A 16,704-nucleotide genomic window follows, 5' to 3' on the forward strand; every position below is an offset into this window, starting at 1 on the left:
TCACGGTTTGACACCCCTGAGCAATCCTGGCCGGCCGTGAGCTGGCCCATTCCGCTGCAAATATCAATTTCCAGCTCAGGTGCGGTGGTCCCGAAAGGACCGCGCCGCGCCGAGGAGGCGTGTGTCATGGCGGCGTGGCGTGGTGTTCCGGTCGTCGTGCTGCTGCTCTCCGGCGTCATCGGAGTGGGGTGCGGCGCGGCCGAAGGCGAGGACGTGTCGGCGGTGGATGACGTGTCGGCGGCGCTGGGGTCGGCGGCCTCCGGAGGCCCGCAGCCGTGTGGTCCGTCGGCGCGGTCCGTGGGGGATGTCCGGCGCGGCGCGGAGGGCTCGGCGCCGGAGACGCTGGTGGAGGTGGGCGGGCAGGTCTTCTACGCCGCGAACGACGGCGTGTCCGGCCTCGAGCTGTGGGTGACGGACGGGGGCGCCACGGAAGCGCGGCGGGTGAAGGACGTGAGGCCCGGGGCGTACGGCAGCACGCCGCGTTTCCTCACGCGGATGGGCGGGCGGCTGTTCTTCGTCGCGGACGACGGCGCGCACGGGCCGGAGCTGTGGGTGTCGGACGGCACCGCGAAGGGCACGGTGCTGGTGGCGGACATCCGGCCCGGGGCGCGGGGCAGCGTGCCGGACGGGCTGACGGTGGTGGGCAGCCGGCTGTACTTCACCGCGGATGACGGCGTGCGCGGCCGTGAGCTGTGGAGCACGGACGGCACGGCGAAGGGCACGCAGCTCACGCAGGAGTTCGCGCCTGGGCCGGGCTCGCTGTTCCTGGATGACCTGACGGAGTGGAACGGGAAGCTGGCGCTGGTGGCGTACGGCGACGCGGTGACGCTGTGGGTGGTGGAGGGGCGCTCCGGCTCCGCACGGGCGCTCTTCCGCGGCCCGGAGCAGTCCGTCGTCTTCTCGCTGACGCCCGTGGGGAAGGACCGCCTCTTCTTCCTCGTGGACCTGGGCTTCGGCGAGGCGGACCTCTGGGTGACGCGGGGCCAGCCCTTCCTCACCTTCCCGCTCAGGCACTTCGCGGGGGACTACCCGTCGGAGCTCACGCCGCTGGGCAACGCCGTGTACTTCATGGCCGGCGCGGAGGGCTTCTTCGGCGAGCCCGGGGACCTGCTCCACGGCGGCGAGCTGTGGAAGAGCGACGGCACGCTCCTGGGCACCCGCCTGGTGAAGGACGTGCGGCCGGGGCCCCACGGCTCGCTGCCCTCCGGGCTGACGGTGCTGGACGGGCGGCTGTACTTCGCCGCGGATGACGGCGTGCACGGCCGCGAGCTGTGGAGCTCCAACGGCACGGCGCAGGGCACGGTGCTGGTGCAGGACGTGGAGCCGGGCCCCGCGGGCAGCACCCCCACGGCCTTCGCGGTGGTGGACGGGTGGCTCTTCTTCTCCGCGACGACGGCAGGCCGGGGCCGCGAGGGCTGGTACTCCAACGGCGACCCGGGCCACGTGGATCCGATGCGCGACATCGCGCCCGCGGGGCTGGACGCGAACCCCCACGGGTTCGTGCGCGCGGGGGGCTCCGTCTTCTTCATCGCCACGGACCCGGCCCAGGGGGAGGAACCCTGGGCGCTGCCCTTCCTCCCCGCGGCCCGCTGCGCCCGCCTGGAGCCATGAGGGCGACGGCTACGCCGCGCGCCGCAGCGCGGGCGTGGGGTGCAGCCCGCCCGTGTTCGGCGCGGGCAGCACCACGGTGGGCCCCAGGCCCGGGGCCAGCAGGTGGGCGGTGAGCAGCGAGGACGGGTGGAAGTTCACGAACGACGGGTCATGCGCGGACGGGCCCGCGAAGAGCTTCTCCACCACCATGGACGCGTACTGCTCCAGCGAGTCCTCGCGCGTGTTGCCGTTGAGCACCACCTCCCAGCCCATCTGCTCCGCGAAGCGGCGCACGCCGGGGATGCGCGACAAGAGCGGCGTGTAGCTCTCCGTGCTCACGCCGTTCTCGCTCACCACGAAGACTTCATTCGCGGTGGCCACCGCCAGGGACATGTTCCCCTGCGTGTGGCCGGGCGTGCTGAGCAGCGCCGCGCCCTGGCCCAGCCACGTGTCGCCGTCCAGGAGCACCACGCGCTCGTCGGGGATGTCCGCGCCGCCGGGCACGAACCACACGTGCTGCATGGGGTGCAGGTGCTTCACCATGGTCCACTCCGCGCGCTGCACCAGCAGCTTCGCCCGGGGGAAGACGGGCGGGGCGCCGTCACCGCCCAGCCAGCCGCGCAGGTCCTGGATGTGCAGGTGGTCGAAGGCCAGGTAGTCCACGTCCGACGGCGTCAGCCCCAGCTGCTCCAGGTAGCCCTGCACCGTGCCGTGGCGGGTGGACATCACCTTGTCGGAGAGGAACGCGCCGTAGCGCTCGCGCAGCGCGCGGTAGAAGGGCGCCGCGTGGCCCCGCTCGTAGTCGGTGGGGTTGAAGAGCAGCGTGCGCCGCTGGCCGGTGCTGGCCTCCGCGAACTGCACCACCTGCATGCGGTTCGTCATCATCACGTAGGGCGCCGGTGACAGCGCCGCCCCGCTGAAGGCGAACAGCGTGGGGTAGGGGAACGTGATGAGGTCGCACGTGGCCACCGCCGCCACCGGGCCCTCCCGGACGAAGGCTTCGCGGGCCTCCTGCGCGGCGCGGCGCAGCTTCTGGAGACGGGGGCCGGGCGAACGCTCGGCGCGGGCCTCGGGCAGGAGGGGCAGGGGACGGAACGGGGCAGAAGCGGAAATCATGACGCGACTCCCTTCGTGCAGGGGGACGTGCCCCCTGGCTGGCCGGTCGGCGTGCCGCTCCGATTCTAGCGCCGCCAGAAGGGCAGCGACACGCGCCCCCTTCGCTGTATAGGGTCGGAATGGCGATGGCGAGGAAGTCCGACGACACCCTCTCGGGAGATGTTCAGCCGGAAGACATCCGGCTGGAGGCCTCCCTGCGCCCACGCGCCTTCGACGAGTACGTGGGGCAGGGGGCGGTCGTCGAAAAGCTGAAGGTGTACGTGGCCGCGGCGAAGAGCCGGGGTGACGCGCTGGACCACTGTCTGTTCTCCGGCCCCCCCGGCCTGGGCAAGACGTCGCTCGCGCACATCATCGCGAACGAACTGGGCGTTGGCGTTCACGTCACCAGCGGCCCCGCGCTGGAGCGCAAGGGCGACCTGGCGGGTCTGCTCACCAACCTCAACGAGCGGGACATCCTCTTCATCGACGAGATCCACCGCCTCAACGCCGCCGTGGAGGAATACCTCTACCCGGCGATGGAGGACTTCCGGCTGGACATCACCATCGACACCGGGCCCGCCGCCCGCGCGATGAAGATTGATTTGCCGCCCTTCACGCTGGTGGGCGCCACCACGCGCACGGGCCTGCTCACGTCCCCCCTGCGCGACCGCTTCCAGATTCAAGAGCGCCTGGAGTACTACGAGCCGAAGTTCCTGGAGCAGATCCTCGACCGCTCCGCGCGCATCCTGGGCGTGCCCATGGACCGCGCCGCCAGCCGCGAAATCTCCACCCGCTCGCGCGGCACGCCCCGCATCGCCAACCGGCTGTTGCGCCGCCTGCGCGACTTCGCCCAGGTGGAGGGCAACGGCCGCATCACCTACGACCTGGCGCACGACTCGCTGAGCCGCCTGGGCGTGGACGCCAGCGGCCTGGACGCGATGGACCGCAAGATTCTCCTGACCATCCTGGAGAAGTTCGGCGGCGGTCCGGTGGGCGTGGAGACCATCGCCGCGAGCGTGGGCGAGCAGCGCGACACCATCGAGGACGTCTACGAGCCCTTCCTCATGCAGGAGGGCTTCCTCATGCGCACGCCCCGGGGCCGGACCGCCACGCTGCGCACCTACCAGTACTTCAAGAAGACGCCGCCCCCCAGCTCCCCGCAAGGGGCGCTCTTCTAGCCCGCACCACTTTCCGCCATGAGCCAAGCCTCCGCGCCCGCCGTGCCCACGGTCCTCCCCAGTCCCCGCGACTACTACGGCGACCTGATGCGCGCCTCGCAGGCCACGCGCGCGGGCTTCCTCGCCGAGCGCGAGCGCTGGCTCCGCGGCGTCCCGGTGGAGGGCCGCGAGGAGCTGCTCTTCGAGTTCGAGATGTGGCTGCGCGCCGTGGAGCGCTACCTGAACCTCCACAACTCCGTGGTGGATGCCCGGGCCCGGCCGCTCGTCACGCGCGACTTCCACGAGGAGTTGGTGGACGTGCGCGACGCCATGGAGCGCGCCGTGCGTGTCGCCCGGCACCTGCAGGATCCGGACAGCGACCCGAAGATGGTCTTCCGCAAGTACGTGGAGACCCAGCTCGCGGACGACCGCGTGCGCCGGCTGCTCATCGAAGAGGAGTTGGATCAGGAGACCCCGCCGGAGAGCCTCTTCGTCGTGCGCGAGGCGTTCGACGCGCTGAAGAACCTGCTCGACAACCTGCTCCAGCTGCCGCTCATCGGCCTGTCGCTGTTCCAGGACGTGGGCAAGCTGACGCTGCGGGAGATCGTCCTCAACCGCTACTTCCGCCCCTTCCGCCCGCTGGAGTTCCGCGTCGAGTACGACCGGCTGCGCTCCGTGCGCCTGCTGGACGTGCTGGGCACGCTGCCCGCGGACACGCGGCCCCTCTTCACCACCGCGTTCCTGGGCCTCTTCCGCGTGCTGCACTACCTGACGCACGTGGACCCGGAATCGCAGCCGCCCGTGCCGCGCCGCGTGCGCGTGCTCCTGTCGCTGGTGCGCGGTGAGGTGTCCGCCGTCGCCAGCTACCTGCACACGGAGCTGTCCCCCAAGGCCGGCCCCAAGCACCTGCAGGCCGCCACGCTGCGCGCCGCGCGCGACCTGGCCCGCGAGACGGACCGCATCTCCCGCGAGGTGCTGGTGGACCTGGACCGAGACCCCGCCGCCCCCCTTCGCGCCGCGGAGGCCTTCACCACGCTCTTGCGCCAGCAGGTCGTCGCGCTGGTGGACGCGCTGGCCCCCAACGGCTCGCTGGGGGATGAGGCCTTCGGCCACCTCACCAGCGCCCAGGACGCCGCGCTGCGCCTGCGCAAGGACCTGTGGGTCTACGCCCAGCTGTGCCGCGCCGCCGAAAGCCACCTGCGCTCGGAAGACGTGCCCGCCGCCGAGCGCGTGCTGGAGGCCCTCAAGTCGTTCCTCGACTACTTCCACGACGGCGGCTACCAGCTGCTGCGCTACGCGGACTACGACGCCTTCGACCGCTTCACCTCGCTGCTGGTGGAATTGCCCTGGCCCCCGGAAGGGCCCGGCATCCGCAGCCGCCTGGCGGAGGACCTCCGGCGGTTTTCACAGACGCTGGAGACCACCTTCCACGCCGTCAGCCGCCGTTCGCTCCTCCAGGGCCGTGGCTTCGACCGGCCGGACGCGGAAGCCCTGCGCGACCGCTTCCTGCCGCCTGCTCGCTGACCCACCCTCCCAGTCACGATTCCCGTCAAGCCCCGGACTCCCGGTATGTCCGGGATGTGCGTTTGCTTCCGGGCACTCGCCTGCGATAGAGACGCGCCCCTGTCACATGGGTGACACGCACTCCCGGTTGGCGCGAAACCATTCGGGGGCCCTGGAGTTCGAAGGATGAATTCCGGACATCGCTGTCACGGTGGGAGGAGCAGTGGTGGGTTTCCCAAGAGGGGTGTCCGGGCCCCAGCCCAGGCCATCCTCCGTCCCTGAGGCCCGTGCGCCAGCAGTTCCAGGGGGTTGGGAAGGGCAGGGCCACCCCATCAGGCAATTCTTGTGTCACGGCCGCGTGGCATGTTGATTGCTCCTGTGTGCAGCGCGTCAGACCGCCGTGGAACGGCCTGACGGGGCCATACCCCGCGTATGTCAGTACGAAGCAGTCCCTAGAGGCGACACCGACATGCTCCAGTTCAACGACTTCCAGCGCACCCTTTCCCAGCCGGCCATCTGCCGCGGTGTGGGGCTCCACTCCGGGTTGCCCGTGACGCTGACCCTGAAGCCCGCGCCCGCGGGGCATGGCATCGTCTTCGTCCGCACGGACCTGGAGCGCCCGGTGAGCATCCCCGCGCTGGCGGAGTACGTGGTGGACACGTCGCTGGCCACCACCCTGGGCCGGGACGGCGTGAAGGTGGGCACGGTGGAGCACCTGATGTCCGCGCTGGCGGCGCTGGGCATCGACAACGTGCGCGCGGAGCTGGACGGGCCGGAAGTGCCCATCATGGACGGCAGCGCGGCTCCCTTCACGCACGCCATCATGGAGGCCGGGTCGCACGAGCTGGACGCGCCGCGCGAGTACCTGGTCATCAAGAAGAGCGTGGCGGTGACGGACGGCGACAAGCAGGCCTCGCTCACCCCCGCCCGGCGCTTCCGCATCAGCTGCACCATCGACTTCGAGCACCCCGTCATCCAGGGCCAGTCCTTCGACGTGGACGTGAACGACCGAGGCTTCTCGCGTGAAATCTCGCGCGCCCGCACCTTCGGCTTCCTTCGCGACGTGGAGAAGCTCAAGACGCTGGGCCTGGCGCGCGGTGGTTCGCTGGAGAACGCGGTCGTCGTGGACGAGGCCGCCATCCTCAACCCGGACGGCCTGCGCTTCCCGGACGAGTTCGTTCGCCACAAGATTCTGGACGCCATCGGCGACGTGTCGCTGTTCGGTCGGCCTGTCATTGGCCACATGACGGCGTTCAAGACGGGCCACGCGCTCAATCACAAGCTCGTGCGCAAGGTATTGGCGGACCCCTCCAGCTTCGACATCGTCACCGCGCGCCGCCGGGACGTGGAGGGGCGTGAGCCGGGCCGTGGAAGCCTCGCGGGCGCGTTGGAGCTGGAGCCCCTGGTCGCCTGAACGACAGACTGGCAATTCCTTGCCAGTCCCGAGGACCTCTATTAAGTCGGCGGGCTATGTCCATGCGCTCTACTCGCATCGCCCTGGCCGCCCTCCTCGCGGCATCCCTCACCGCCGGCTGCAACAAGGAGAAGGCGCCGGCCAATGCCCAGGCGCCCGCCGCGCAGGCCCAGGCTGGCAATGCCGCCGAGCCGTCGCCGGACACCGTGGTGGCCACCTTCGGCACCAACCAGAAGGTCACCTTCGGTGAGCTCAACGAGCGCATCAAGGAGCCGCTGGCGAACCTGGACAAGCAGAAGTACCAGCTGCGCAAGCGCGGCCTGGAAGGGCTCGTCACCGAGCGCCTGGTGAAGGAAGAGGCGACGAAGCGCAACCTCACCGAGGAGCAGCTGCTCAAGGCGGAGATCGACGACAAGATCCCCGCGCCGCCGGAAGAGAAGATCAAGGAGGTCTTCGAGGGCGCCAAGGGTCAGCTGCCCCCGGGCGCGACCTACGAGCAGATGAAGCCGCAGATCGTGGACTTCCTGTCCGGCCAGCAGAAGCAGGAGCAGGCCCAGAAGTTCTTCGACTCGCTCCGCGCGGGCGCCAACGTGAAGTACGAACTGCCCGAGCCCCCGCGCCCGCCCGCGGAGCGCAAGCAGGTGGCCGCCACCGGCCCGTCCAAGGGCCCGGAGAGCGCGCCGGTCACCATCGTGGAGTTCAGCGACTTCCAGTGCCCGTTCTGCAGCCGCGCCATCGGCACGGTGGACGAGGTGACGAAGCTCTACGGCGACAAGGTGCGCCTGGTGTTCCGCCAGTTCCCGCTGGACTTCCACCAGCAGGCGCAGAAGGCCGCCGAGGCCTCGCTGTGCGCGAACGAGCAGGGCAAGTTCTGGGAGATGCACGACAAGCTCTTCGCCAACCAGAAGGCGCTGGGCGTGGATGACCTGAAGAAGTACGCGGGCGAGCTGAAGCTGGACACGGCCAAGTTCAACACCTGCCTCGACTCCGGCGCGACGGCCGCGCAGGTGAAGGCGGACATGGCGGACGGCTCCAAGGTGGGCGTCAGCGGCACGCCGGCGTTCTTCATCAACGGCATCATGCTGTCGGGCGCGCAGCCCCTCTCCGAGTTCAAGAGCGTCATCGACGATGAGCTGAAGGGCGCGAAGTAGTCCGGCAGCACCTGCAGGGAGGGATGCGGTGGCGTCCAAACCCAGGGCCACGCCCCGCGTGAGCGGTGAGGCGGCTTCGCTCGAACTGGAGCGGCCGCTCGCCGCTGTCGTCTCTCCCACCCGGCCCCTTTCGGCGCACTTCCTGGCGCCGGAGGGGCTGGTGCTCCTCCCGGAGTCCCACGGCGCGGCCGGCTTCTTCGCCGGCAGCCTGGGGACGCTCTCGGTCGAGGAGGTGTTCGCCCAGATTCTCTCGGGCATCCGCACCGGACAGCTCGTCGTGCAGCACGGCAGCGTGCGCCGCACGGTGGCCTTCCGCGACGGGCAGGTCGTGTTCGCCACCTCCAGCGAGCGCTGGGAGCGCCTGGGCGCGGTGATGGTGCGGCTGGGGCTTCTGACGGAAGCGCGGCTCACCCAGGCGCTGGCGCAGGTGACGCCCGCGCGCCGCATCGGCCAGGTGCTCACGTCCCAGGGGCTGGTCTCCGAGGCCAGCCTCTACAGCGCCATGACGTTCGTGGTGCGCGAGGTGGTGCTCAACCTCTTCGAGATGGTGGAGGGCAGCTTCCTCTTCCTGGAGGCGAAGTCCCCGGCGGTGGACGCGGTGAAGCTGCCGGAGCGCACGCGCGACCTGGTGCTCACCGGCATCAAGCGCGCGGAGGAGACGGGCCGCCTGGGCCGCCGCTTCCCGGACGACATGCGCGTGACGCCCGGCCCCCAGGGCGCGCTGCCCGGCGAGGAGGCCCTGTTCGCGAAGCTGGGCGAGGGCACGACGCTGGGCGCGCTCCGGGCCGCCTACGCGGGCAGCCAGTACGCCTTCTTCAGCGGTGTGGAGGAGGCGGTGCGGGGCGGCCACCTGTCCGTCCAGGCCGCGGAGCCGGCTCCTGCCCCGGGCCCCGCGGTGGAGGGCATGGCCTGGGAGCTGTTGTCCGCGGAGGAGCGCTACAACCTCCTCCTGTCGCTGGTGCACCGCGCGCTGCGCGAGGCGGGCCGCGACGTGGACCTGCTGCGCGGCTTCGTGGAGTCGCCTCCGCCGGGCCTGGAGGAGGCCTACCACGGCGTCACGCTGGGGCCGGACGGCCGGGTGGACGTGGCCCGGCTGCGCGCCAACGTGTCCACCCGCGGCGGTGAGGCGGTGGGCCGGGCCATGGCGCTGGAGGCGCTGGACGCGTTCGTGTCCTACGCGCTGTTCTCCGCGCGCAACGTGCTGCCCGCGGACGTGGCCGAGCGGCTGGCCAACACCTACCGCACCCTCCAGGGCGGCCTGTCGTAGGGCCGGGCCCGGGCGCGAAGTTTCCACCGTCTGACAGCACACACCGCCCCCGTGTGCCCCTGGCGGGCCCGGAGGTGGGTGTCCACGTTCCTCCCCACGGCTGGCGGCTGGCGGGGGACGAGCGACATGGGCGCGATGCGGATGTTGGGTTGGGGAGTGCTTCTGCTGAGCACGGCGTGTGGCGCGTCCCGGACGGCGGTGACGAAGGCGGAGCCCGGCACGGGCGGTTCCGGAGCGGCGTCGGACGAGTCCGCCGTCGCGTCCACCACGCGGCGCTACGTGGACGAGGACCTGGGCTTCGAAATCATCCGGCCCACGGCGGAGTGGCAGCTGGATGAGACGAACGAGCGCACCCCGGAGGGGCTGGCGATTCCCGTCATCCTGCGCCACCGCGTGACGGGCGCGCAGGTGGTGCTACAGGTGGCGCCCGGCGTGGCCACGCCCGTGCAGTTCGCGGAGCGGCTGACGCAGGGGCTGCGCCAGCAGCCGGGCTTCACCACCACGGATCCGCAGCCCATCGCGCTGTCGGACAACGCGGTGGGTTTCGACTTCCAGGTGGGGGAGGGCGTGCGCGGCAAGGTGGCCGTGCGCGAGGGCAACTCCGGCCGCGTGTTGATGATGCTGGCCACCTGGCCCACGGATGCCACCGCTGGCATCACGGAGAGCGTGGACGCCCTGATGGCGGGCGTCCGTCCACTCCCGGAGCCGAGCGTGGCGGTGCGGGGACCCCGCGCGCCTGAGAAGGAGCCCGGCGACCCGCGCTAGCCGGCGCGAGCAACCGGGCCCCGAGGCCCCACGCGGGGCCCGGAGGTTCCACGGGGACTACGCGCGGGCCGGCTTGCCCTTGGCGGCCTTCGAAGCCTTGGCGGCCTTCGGGGCCTTCGCGGGCGCCTCGGCCCTGGTGGGCTCCGGCTGCGAGGCGATGCGCGCGGCCTGCTGGCGCACCAGCTCCACCAGCGTGCGCGCGCCTACGCCCGTGCCGCCCTTGTTGAGGTAGCCGCGCTCCTTGGGGCTGTTGGACGGACCGGCGATATCCAGGTGCACCCAGGGCGTGTCGCCCACGAACTCCTTGAGGAAGAGGGCCGCGTTGATGGCGCCGCCCCAGCGCTCGCCGGAGTTCTTCATGTCCGCCACTTCCGAGCGCAGCGCGTCCTTCTGCAGGTCGCTGACGGGCAGGCGCCACATCTCCTCGCCCGCGGCGCGCGCGGCGGTGAGCACGCTGTTCACCGTGTCGTCGTCGTCGCCGAAGGCGCCCACGATGTAGCTGCCCAGCGCCACCATGCACGCGCCCGTGAGCGTCGCCAGGTCGATGATGGCGGACGGCTCGTGCTCGCCGGCCCAGGTGAGCATGTCACCCAGCACCAGGCGGCCTTCCGCGTCCGTGTTGGTGATCTCCACCGTCTTGCCGGAGCGCGCGGTGAGGATGTCACCCGGCTTGTACGCCGTGCCGGACGGCATGTTCTCGCACGCGCCGATGAAGGCGTGCACGGGGAAGGGCGGCTTCACCACGGAGCCGATGACCTTCATCGCGGCCAGCACCGCGGCGGACCCGGCCATGTCCGTCTTCATCTCCACCATGCCCTCGGTGGGCTTGAGCGACAGGCCGCCCGAGTCGAACGTGATGGCCTTGCCCACCAGCGCCAGCGGGGCGCGCTTCGCGTCCTTCGTGTTCTTCGGCGTGTAGACCAGGTGGATGAGCCGCGGCTCCTGCACGCTGCCGGCGGTCACGCCCAGGAACATGCCCATGTTCAGGCGTTCAATCTCCTTGCGCCCGCCAATCTCCGCCGTGAGCCCGCCCTCCTTGGCGGCCTGCTGCGCGGCCTGCGCCAGCTTCGTGGGCGTCACCACGTTGGGGGGCTCGTTGACCAGGTCGCGCGCCCAGTTGACGGCCTCCGCCAGCTTCAGGCCCAGGTGGAGCGCGTCGTCCAGCGCACGCGACTTCTCCGTGCCCTCCGGCAGGGACAGCGTGGCGCGGTTCAGCTTGGGGCTGCCCTTGTCCTCGCGCGCGGAGGACTTGTACTTGTCGAAGCGGTAGACACCCAGCTCCAGGCCCTCCACCACCGCGCGCACGGCCAGCGCCGCGTCGTCCGTGGCGGGCACGCGGAAGCCGATGGCGGTGGACTTCAGCCGCTGCGCCGTCTTCGCCGCGCGGCCCGCGGCCAGCCGCAGCACCTCCGGCTGGAAGCGCGCGCGGTTGCCCAGGCCCAGCAAGAGGACGCGGTCCGCACCCAGCTTCCCCAGGGTGTGCACCAGGAAGGACTGGTCCACCTTGCCCTTGAAGCCCTCCTGGGTGGCGGCGGCGCGCAGCTTGCCGTCCAGCGCCGAATCCGCGGCCGTCAGCGGCGCGGGGGCGGAATCACCCAGCTCGCCCTCGAAGAGGGGGATGACGAGCAGCTCACCGCTCACCGGCGCGGCTTCACCGGAGACGAGACTGAATTGCATGGCGACTTGGACTCCTGGACAGAGGGAGGGGGTGATCCGAGGGGCGTGACTGTAGACGCGCCGCGTGTTGCTCGCAAAGCGCTGGTTGCCACTCGGGCATTGCAATGCCCCGGCGCGCTGGATAGCTGTGCACTCCCAATGCCCACCCTGTTGCTGCATCTGACGGCCATCGAACGGTTGGCGGCCCACCCGGACGGGCTCCCCGCCGACTGGGTGCGCGCGCTGTCCGAGGACCTGCCGTACGCGCGCTTTGGCGCGGCGCTGCCGGACCTGCCGCTGTGCGCCGGCGTGCGCGGGGGCCTGGGGGTGATGATGCAGCCGGAGGCCGGCTGGCCCCACTTCGCGCGGCTGTACCACGAGCGCGCCCCGGTGAGCCTGGGCCTGAAGATGGCGGAGCTCGTCGCCTCCGGCGCCCTCGTGGGCACGGAGGCGGGCCTGGCCATCCTCGCGGGGTATTTCATGCACCTGAGCCTGGACCGGCGCCTCCACCCGCTGGTGGACCAGCTGGTGCTGCGCCACCGCCGCAAGGGTGAGCGGGCCTGGGACGCACGGCGTCAGGTGGAGTGGGCCCAGACGCTCTTCTTCCTGCGCCAGCAGGACGGCACGGATGGCGTGGGCACCGCCCGCATCCGCGAGAAGTTCCAGGTGGTGAAGAGCTCCGGCATCCCGCTGCGAGGCATTGGCCGGGGCATCTACGAGCTGGTGCGCCTGGCGTCGCAGGACCGCGTGGGACAGGCCCCCACCAAGGCGGAGCTGGATGGCTGGGTGCGCGGGCTCTACGTCTCCGGGCTCTTCCTCTCCAGTCCGCTGGGCCGCATGCGGGCGCTCCCGGCGTACTCGCAGCTCTCCTTCCAGGAGCTGTACCGCAATGATCACTTCGACTTCGCGGTGGAACTGGACGCCGCGCTGGAAGTGACGCGCGGGCTGATTCGCAGACTGCACGGCTACATGGCGCGCGGCACCTACACGCCGCGCACACGCGCGCGCTTCCTGGAGGAGTTTCCAGAGGGCACGCTGGGCGCCACCGCCGCGTAGTGAACGGATCCTCACGGCCCGCGTCGCAGGGCCGTGTCCGCGTGCAGGGCATCCAACCGATCGAGCAGGTTGCCCTCCAGGGCGTGGCGCTATCCGAAGCGGGGAGTGCCTCCTATCCTCGATAGGGAATGACGGTCTTGCTCCTCATGGCGGCGGGTGTGTTGGCGGGTGGGCTGGGGGCGCTCCTGGGCATCGGGGGCGGCATCGTCCTGGTGCCGGTGCTGGTGTTGGGATTCGGAATCCCGCTGGAGCAGGCCGTCCCCGCGAGCCTGATGTGCGTGGTGGCCAACTCCTGCGCCGCCGCCGCCAGCTACGTGGAGAACAAACTGAGTGACCTGCGGCTGGGGCTCACCCTGGAGCTGGCCACGGTGATGGGCGCCATCGTCGGGGGGCTGGTGGCGGCCTTTGTCGCGGAGGCGATGGTGGCCGTGGTGTTCGGCCTCTTCACGCTCTTCGTCGCGCTGCAGATGCTGCTCATGCGCCGCCCCGTCCAGGAGCCGGCGACGGCGGCCAACTACGAGCCCGGCAACTACCCGCTGGGCATCTCCGGCTCCTTCGTGGCGGGTGGGCTGTCCGCGCTCTTGGGCGTGGGCGGCGGCCCGCTGAAGGTGCCGCTGATGACCTACGGCATGCGCGTGCCCTTCAAGGTGGCCAGCGCCACCAGCAACCTGATGGTGGGTGTCACCGGGGCCGCCAGCGTCGCGGCCTACGCGTGGCGCGGCCAATTGAATCTCGGGCTCGTGGCGCCGTTGGTCGTAGGGGTGCTGGGCGGCGCGTCCGTGGGCAGCAAGCTGATGCTGAGGACCCCGACCGCGGTGCTCAAGAAGCTCTTCGCGGCGGTCCTGTTGATTGTGGCCGGACAGATGTTGTGGAAGGGAGGGGAGGGGCTGTGGCCGAGCGTATGGAAATGAGTGAAGCGGAGCCTGAACTACCCGGTGTCCATCCGTCGATGATGGTGCCGGAGGCAGGACCCCCACGTCGCAACGTGCAGGCGACGTCGGTGGCGTTGGACGCGGAGTTCCACGAGGAGCTCCCGCGGGAACCCATCACCCAACCGGAGGTGCTCCCACGTGAGCGCCGGGGGGCCAGGAGGCTCGCCGCCGGAGAGCGATGGATTGCCCGCATGCTGCGCACCGGGGCCATCACCAGTGGCTGCATGTTCGTCACGTCGCTCGCGCTGGAGTTGCTGCCGCGCGACGAGTCCGTGCACGTGGCCATCGACCTGTTGCGCAAGGGCGCGGCGTCCATGCTGCTGGTGACGCCGGTGGCGCGGCTGGCGATGGCGGGAACGCTGCTGGGCCTGCGCGGCGAGTGGCGTTACGCCGCCATCGCCGCGGGTGTCATCGGGTTGCTCGCGCTGGCGGTGGGCGCGGGCTTCCAGGCCTGAAGAGGCGTCAGACGCGAGTAAGACCGCGCGCGGGGCTACACGCCGCGCGCGGCGAAGTGCGCGAGGACGTTCTTCACCTTCGCCACTTCATCGTGCTGCTTCAGGTCCTCGTACATGGGCAGCACTGACTCGAACTGCTCGCGGGCCGCGGCGTAGTCCTGGAGGTAGTAGCAGGACAGCCCCAGGTCCCAGCGCGCGCGGGCTTCGTAGACGTGGTCGTGCAGCTCGCCGTACACGTCCACCGCGCGCAACAGGTGCGGCCGCGCGTTGTCGTGGTGGCCCAGCAGACCCTCGGACTCGCCCAGCAGCAGGTGCCCCAGCGCGAGCGCCTCCGCGTCCTCACCCTGCTCCAGCAGCGGCACGGCCTCCAGGAAGCGCTTGCGGGCGGGCTCGTACTCGCCCTTGGCCATGCGCAAGTCGCCAATGTCCAGCAGCAGCCGCGCGATGCGCTCGGTGTTGCGCGTCTGGCGGTAGAGGATGAGCGCCTCCTGGTACTTCTCCTCGGCGCCGTCGGCCTCGCCCATGGCGCGCAGGGACTCGCCGATGCAGGCGCGGGTGAGCGCCTCGCCCTCGCGGTCGCGCGCCTCGTTGAAGAGCAGGGCGGCGGTGGCCATGTGCTCGATGGCGCCCTTGTGATCCTCGAAGTAGGCCTTCACCACGCCCAGGCCGAAGAGCGCCTGCGCCTGGCCGGGCTTGTTGCCCGCGGTCTTGAAGAAGCCGAAGGCCTCCTCGTAGTGCTCGCGGCTCGCCGCGTGGTCCTCCAGCATCCCGTACAGCTCCGCCAGCGCCACCAGTCCCTGGCCCACCTCGGAGGGCGAGCCGGTGATGCGCAGCGGGGCGAGCGCGTTCTTCTGCTTCTGGATGGCGTCTGCGATGTGGGCGCGTTCGTTGTCGGACGGGTGCATGTCAGTTCTCGTGAACCTTGCGGCGGCGGGCGCCCCTGTCCAACGAATCGTGCTTCTCGCTGGCTTCAGTGCCGTTGCCGTCGGGCTCGGCGTTTCCGTTGCGCTCGGCCTTCTCCTTCTCGTGGACCAGCAGCGGGGAGAAGAAGCAGTCCTTCTTTGTGTACTCGTCGAAGGCGAACGCGAAGCGGTAGCTGGCCGCCGCGCGCTGGTTGCAGTCCGTGCGCTCGCAGAAGCGGCAGGAGATGCCGCTGGGGATGGCGTCCTTGCGCAGGTCGTTGGTGGGCAGGCCGTACGCCAGGTACTTCGCGTTCTCCGCGTGCGTGCCCAGGCCGATGGAGTACGCCGTGCCCTTCACGATGGAGCCTTCAATGGGCTGCAGCTGCACCTTCGCGAAGCAGAAGTACGTCGTGCCGTCCGGCATGATGGAGTACTGCCGCGTAATCTGGGACGGGTTGAGGAACGCCAGGTGCACCGCCCACTTCGCGCAGGAGCCGCCGCCGGACGCGAAGCGGATGCCGGTGCCGCTGTAGCGCTTGGAGATGTTCCCCGCGATGTCCGCGCGCAGGAAGTGGAAGGGCAGTCCCTGGCGCTTGGGGTCGGACAGGTTGCAGATGCGGTGGGCCACCGTCTCGTAGGTGGTGCCGAAGATGTTGGAGAGCAGCTCCACGTCGTAGCGCGTGCGCTGCACCTCCTTGAAGAACTCGCCGTAGGGCAGCATCAGCGCGCCAGCGAAGTAGTTCGCCAGGTTGACCTTGATGAGGCGCTCCGTCTCGCCGTGGCGCATGCGCCCGGCTCCCAGGATGCGCTCCACCAGCTTCTCGCGGTCCATCACCATCAGGCCAATGGACGCGGCCACCTGGAACTTCAGCGGCTGCTCCGTGAGGTCCGGCGACAGCGTGAGCGTGCGCGTGTCCAGGTCCAACCGGCGCACCACGGACGAACCGCTGGCCGCGCGTTCAATCTGCACCTTGAAGTCGAATCGCTCCTCCAGCATGCGGATGATGTTGCTGCTGGTGAGCTGCTGCTCCAGGCGGAAGTCGCGGCGCAGCCCTTCCGCCTGCTCCTCCAGCTCCGGGAAGTAGTTGCGGTGCTTCTCCAGGAAGTCGCTGACCTCGTCGAAGGGCGAGTAGTCGAAGCGCACGCCCGGCGTGCTGCCCAGACCGGAGGTGGAGCCCTGCGTGCGCGTGCGCTCCTCCACGTTGAGCTGCGCGAGCACGTTCTCCAGCTGTGTGCGCGTGTTCTTGTAGAGGTTGAACAGCGCGGCGACGGTGCCGGCCAGCTTCGGCTCCGCGGACAGCGACTGGAGCGACTCCGAGTCGATGTCCAGGCTCTTGAGCAGCGGTTCATCCAAGAGCTTCGCCAGGGCCTCGTCCACGCGGCCCTCGCCCAGCGTGGACATGAACTGCTCGGGGTCCTGTTCGAAGTAGCGCAGCGCCTTCCACAGCAGCGGGAAGGGCATCACGCGCTTGCCCTTCTCGATGAGGTTCAGGTACGCGGGCGAGACACCCAGGTCCTTCGCGGCGTCCGCCTGCTTGATGTTGCGTTGCAAGCGCAGGCCTCGAAGCTTCAGCCCCACGTTCGCGTTCAGCGCGTTGTCGTTGTTCATGGCTCCAACCCCCGGTGGGCCGCGTCAGGAGCCGCGCTCCGACACCGGGTCTCTGGATCCACTCTGCAAACCGATTTACCGATTTGCAATCAACGTTTTCGGATCGCCGCAGCGCTGTCCCGCAGGCGACGCGCGAAGGGTTGACTGCCCCC

14 protein-coding genes are annotated in these 16,704 nt (G+C 70.4%); 10 read left to right on the plus strand and 4 right to left on the minus strand.

The window, feature by feature from the left end; translation table 11 throughout:
* Positions 1-126 precede the first annotated feature (126 nt).
* On the plus strand, positions 127-1,611 hold the full coding sequence (locus tag D7X30_RS17565; protein ID WP_120564077.1) for an ELWxxDGT repeat protein: 1,485 nt from the start codon (positions 127-129) through the stop codon (positions 1,609-1,611).
* Positions 1,612-1,620: 9 nt separating this feature from the next.
* On the opposite strand, the gene D7X30_RS17570 is transcribed toward D7X30_RS17565, so the two are convergent.
* Complete coding sequence (locus tag D7X30_RS17570; protein ID WP_120564078.1) at positions 1,621-2,706, minus strand: hypothetical protein; 1,086 nt, start codon at positions 2,704-2,706, stop codon at positions 1,621-1,623.
* Between the two features lie 119 nt (positions 2,707-2,825).
* On the opposite strand from D7X30_RS17570, the gene ruvB reads away from it, so the two are divergent.
* The 6 genes from ruvB (at position 2,826) to D7X30_RS17600 (ending at position 9,942) form a co-directional block, all read left to right on the plus strand.
* Positions 2,826-3,863, plus strand: a complete 1,038-nt coding sequence (gene ruvB / locus D7X30_RS17575; protein WP_120564079.1) for a Holliday junction branch migration DNA helicase RuvB — start codon at positions 2,826-2,828, stop codon at positions 3,861-3,863.
* A gap of 18 nt (positions 3,864-3,881) precedes the next feature.
* The gene (locus tag D7X30_RS17580) at positions 3,882-5,366 is read left to right on the plus strand and encodes a hypothetical protein (RefSeq protein WP_120564080.1); all 1,485 of its coding nucleotides are present in this window, start codon (positions 3,882-3,884) and stop codon (positions 5,364-5,366) included.
* Between the two features lie 448 nt (positions 5,367-5,814).
* Positions 5,815-6,759 (plus strand): UDP-3-O-acyl-N-acetylglucosamine deacetylase, encoded by a 945-nt coding sequence (gene lpxC / locus D7X30_RS17585; protein ID WP_120564081.1) that lies wholly within the window; start codon positions 5,815-5,817, stop codon positions 6,757-6,759.
* 56 nt (positions 6,760-6,815) lie between these two features.
* Positions 6,816-7,910 (plus strand): thioredoxin domain-containing protein, encoded by a 1,095-nt coding sequence (locus tag D7X30_RS17590; RefSeq protein ID WP_120564082.1) that lies wholly within the window; start codon positions 6,816-6,818, stop codon positions 7,908-7,910.
* Positions 7,911-7,938: 28 nt separating this feature from the next.
* A complete protein-coding gene (locus D7X30_RS17595) occupies positions 7,939-9,177 on the plus strand; it encodes a DUF4388 domain-containing protein (protein ID WP_120564083.1) in 1,239 nt (412 codons plus the stop codon).
* Positions 9,178-9,303: 126 nt separating this feature from the next.
* The gene (locus tag D7X30_RS17600) at positions 9,304-9,942 is read left to right on the plus strand and encodes a hypothetical protein (RefSeq protein ID WP_120564193.1); all 639 of its coding nucleotides are present in this window, start codon (positions 9,304-9,306) and stop codon (positions 9,940-9,942) included.
* Positions 9,943-9,999: 57 nt separating this feature from the next.
* Here the strand turns inward: D7X30_RS17600 and D7X30_RS17605 are convergent, their stop codons facing one another.
* Positions 10,000-11,619, minus strand: a complete 1,620-nt coding sequence (locus D7X30_RS17605) for a leucyl aminopeptidase (RefSeq protein WP_120564084.1) — start codon at positions 11,617-11,619, stop codon at positions 10,000-10,002.
* A 138-nt stretch (positions 11,620-11,757) separates the two neighbouring features.
* Here D7X30_RS17605 and D7X30_RS17610 point away from each other — a divergent pair, with 138 nt between their 5' ends.
* From D7X30_RS17610 to D7X30_RS17620, 3 genes are all read left to right on the plus strand, one after another.
* Complete coding sequence (locus tag D7X30_RS17610) at positions 11,758-12,654, plus strand: hypothetical protein (protein WP_120564085.1); 897 nt, start codon at positions 11,758-11,760, stop codon at positions 12,652-12,654.
* Between the two features lie 128 nt (positions 12,655-12,782).
* Complete coding sequence (locus D7X30_RS17615; protein ID WP_120564086.1) at positions 12,783-13,565, plus strand: sulfite exporter TauE/SafE family protein; 783 nt, start codon at positions 12,783-12,785, stop codon at positions 13,563-13,565.
* Positions 13,562-14,041, plus strand: coding sequence for a hypothetical protein (locus tag D7X30_RS17620; protein WP_233591620.1), 480 nt, complete (start codon positions 13,562-13,564; stop codon positions 14,039-14,041). Before D7X30_RS17615 ends, D7X30_RS17620 begins: the two co-directional genes overlap by 4 nt.
* A gap of 35 nt (positions 14,042-14,076) precedes the next feature.
* On the opposite strand, the gene D7X30_RS17625 is transcribed toward D7X30_RS17620, so the two are convergent.
* Together D7X30_RS17625 and D7X30_RS17630 are read right to left on the minus strand one after the other, a co-directional pair.
* A complete protein-coding gene (locus D7X30_RS17625) occupies positions 14,077-14,946 on the minus strand; it encodes a tetratricopeptide repeat protein (protein WP_120564088.1) in 870 nt (289 codons plus the stop codon).
* Position 14,947: 1 nt separating this feature from the next.
* Entirely contained in the window at positions 14,948-16,552 is a 1,605-nt protein-coding gene (locus tag D7X30_RS17630; protein ID WP_120564089.1) for a short-chain fatty acyl-CoA regulator family protein, read from the minus strand.
* Between the last annotated feature and the right edge of the window lie 152 nt (positions 16,553-16,704).

It is taken from the genome of Corallococcus sp. AB011P (genome assembly GCF_003611605.1).
GTDB classification, from domain to species: Bacteria; Myxococcota; Myxococcia; order Myxococcales; family Myxococcaceae; genus Corallococcus; species Corallococcus coralloides.

What these genes read in the sequence shown, in the direction of transcription:
- D7X30_RS17565 (WP_120564077.1), top strand. Translation starts at nt 127, where the DNA reads ATGGCGGCGTGGCGTGGTGTTCCGGTCGTCGTGCTGCTGCTCTCCGGC.
- D7X30_RS17570 (WP_120564078.1), bottom strand. Translation starts at nt 2,706, where the DNA reads ATGATTTCCGCTTCTGCCCCGTTCCGTCCCCTGCCCCTCCTGCCCGAG.
- ruvB (WP_120564079.1), top strand. Translation starts at nt 2,826, where the DNA reads ATGGCGATGGCGAGGAAGTCCGACGACACCCTCTCGGGAGATGTTCAG.
- D7X30_RS17580 (WP_120564080.1), top strand. Translation starts at nt 3,882, where the DNA reads ATGAGCCAAGCCTCCGCGCCCGCCGTGCCCACGGTCCTCCCCAGTCCC.
- lpxC (WP_120564081.1), top strand. Translation starts at nt 5,815, where the DNA reads ATGCTCCAGTTCAACGACTTCCAGCGCACCCTTTCCCAGCCGGCCATC.
- D7X30_RS17590 (WP_120564082.1), top strand. Translation starts at nt 6,816, where the DNA reads ATGTCCATGCGCTCTACTCGCATCGCCCTGGCCGCCCTCCTCGCGGCA.
- D7X30_RS17600 (WP_120564193.1), top strand. Translation starts at nt 9,304, where the DNA reads ATGGGCGCGATGCGGATGTTGGGTTGGGGAGTGCTTCTGCTGAGCACG.
- D7X30_RS17605 (WP_120564084.1), bottom strand. Translation starts at nt 11,619, where the DNA reads ATGCAATTCAGTCTCGTCTCCGGTGAAGCCGCGCCGGTGAGCGGTGAG.
- D7X30_RS17610 (WP_120564085.1), top strand. Translation starts at nt 11,758, where the DNA reads ATGCCCACCCTGTTGCTGCATCTGACGGCCATCGAACGGTTGGCGGCC.
- D7X30_RS17615 (WP_120564086.1), top strand. Translation starts at nt 12,783, where the DNA reads ATGACGGTCTTGCTCCTCATGGCGGCGGGTGTGTTGGCGGGTGGGCTG.
- D7X30_RS17620 (WP_233591620.1), top strand. Translation starts at nt 13,562, where the DNA reads ATGAGTGAAGCGGAGCCTGAACTACCCGGTGTCCATCCGTCGATGATG.
- D7X30_RS17625 (WP_120564088.1), bottom strand. Translation starts at nt 14,946, where the DNA reads ATGCACCCGTCCGACAACGAACGCGCCCACATCGCAGACGCCATCCAG.
- D7X30_RS17630 (WP_120564089.1), bottom strand. Translation starts at nt 16,552, where the DNA reads ATGAACAACGACAACGCGCTGAACGCGAACGTGGGGCTGAAGCTTCGA.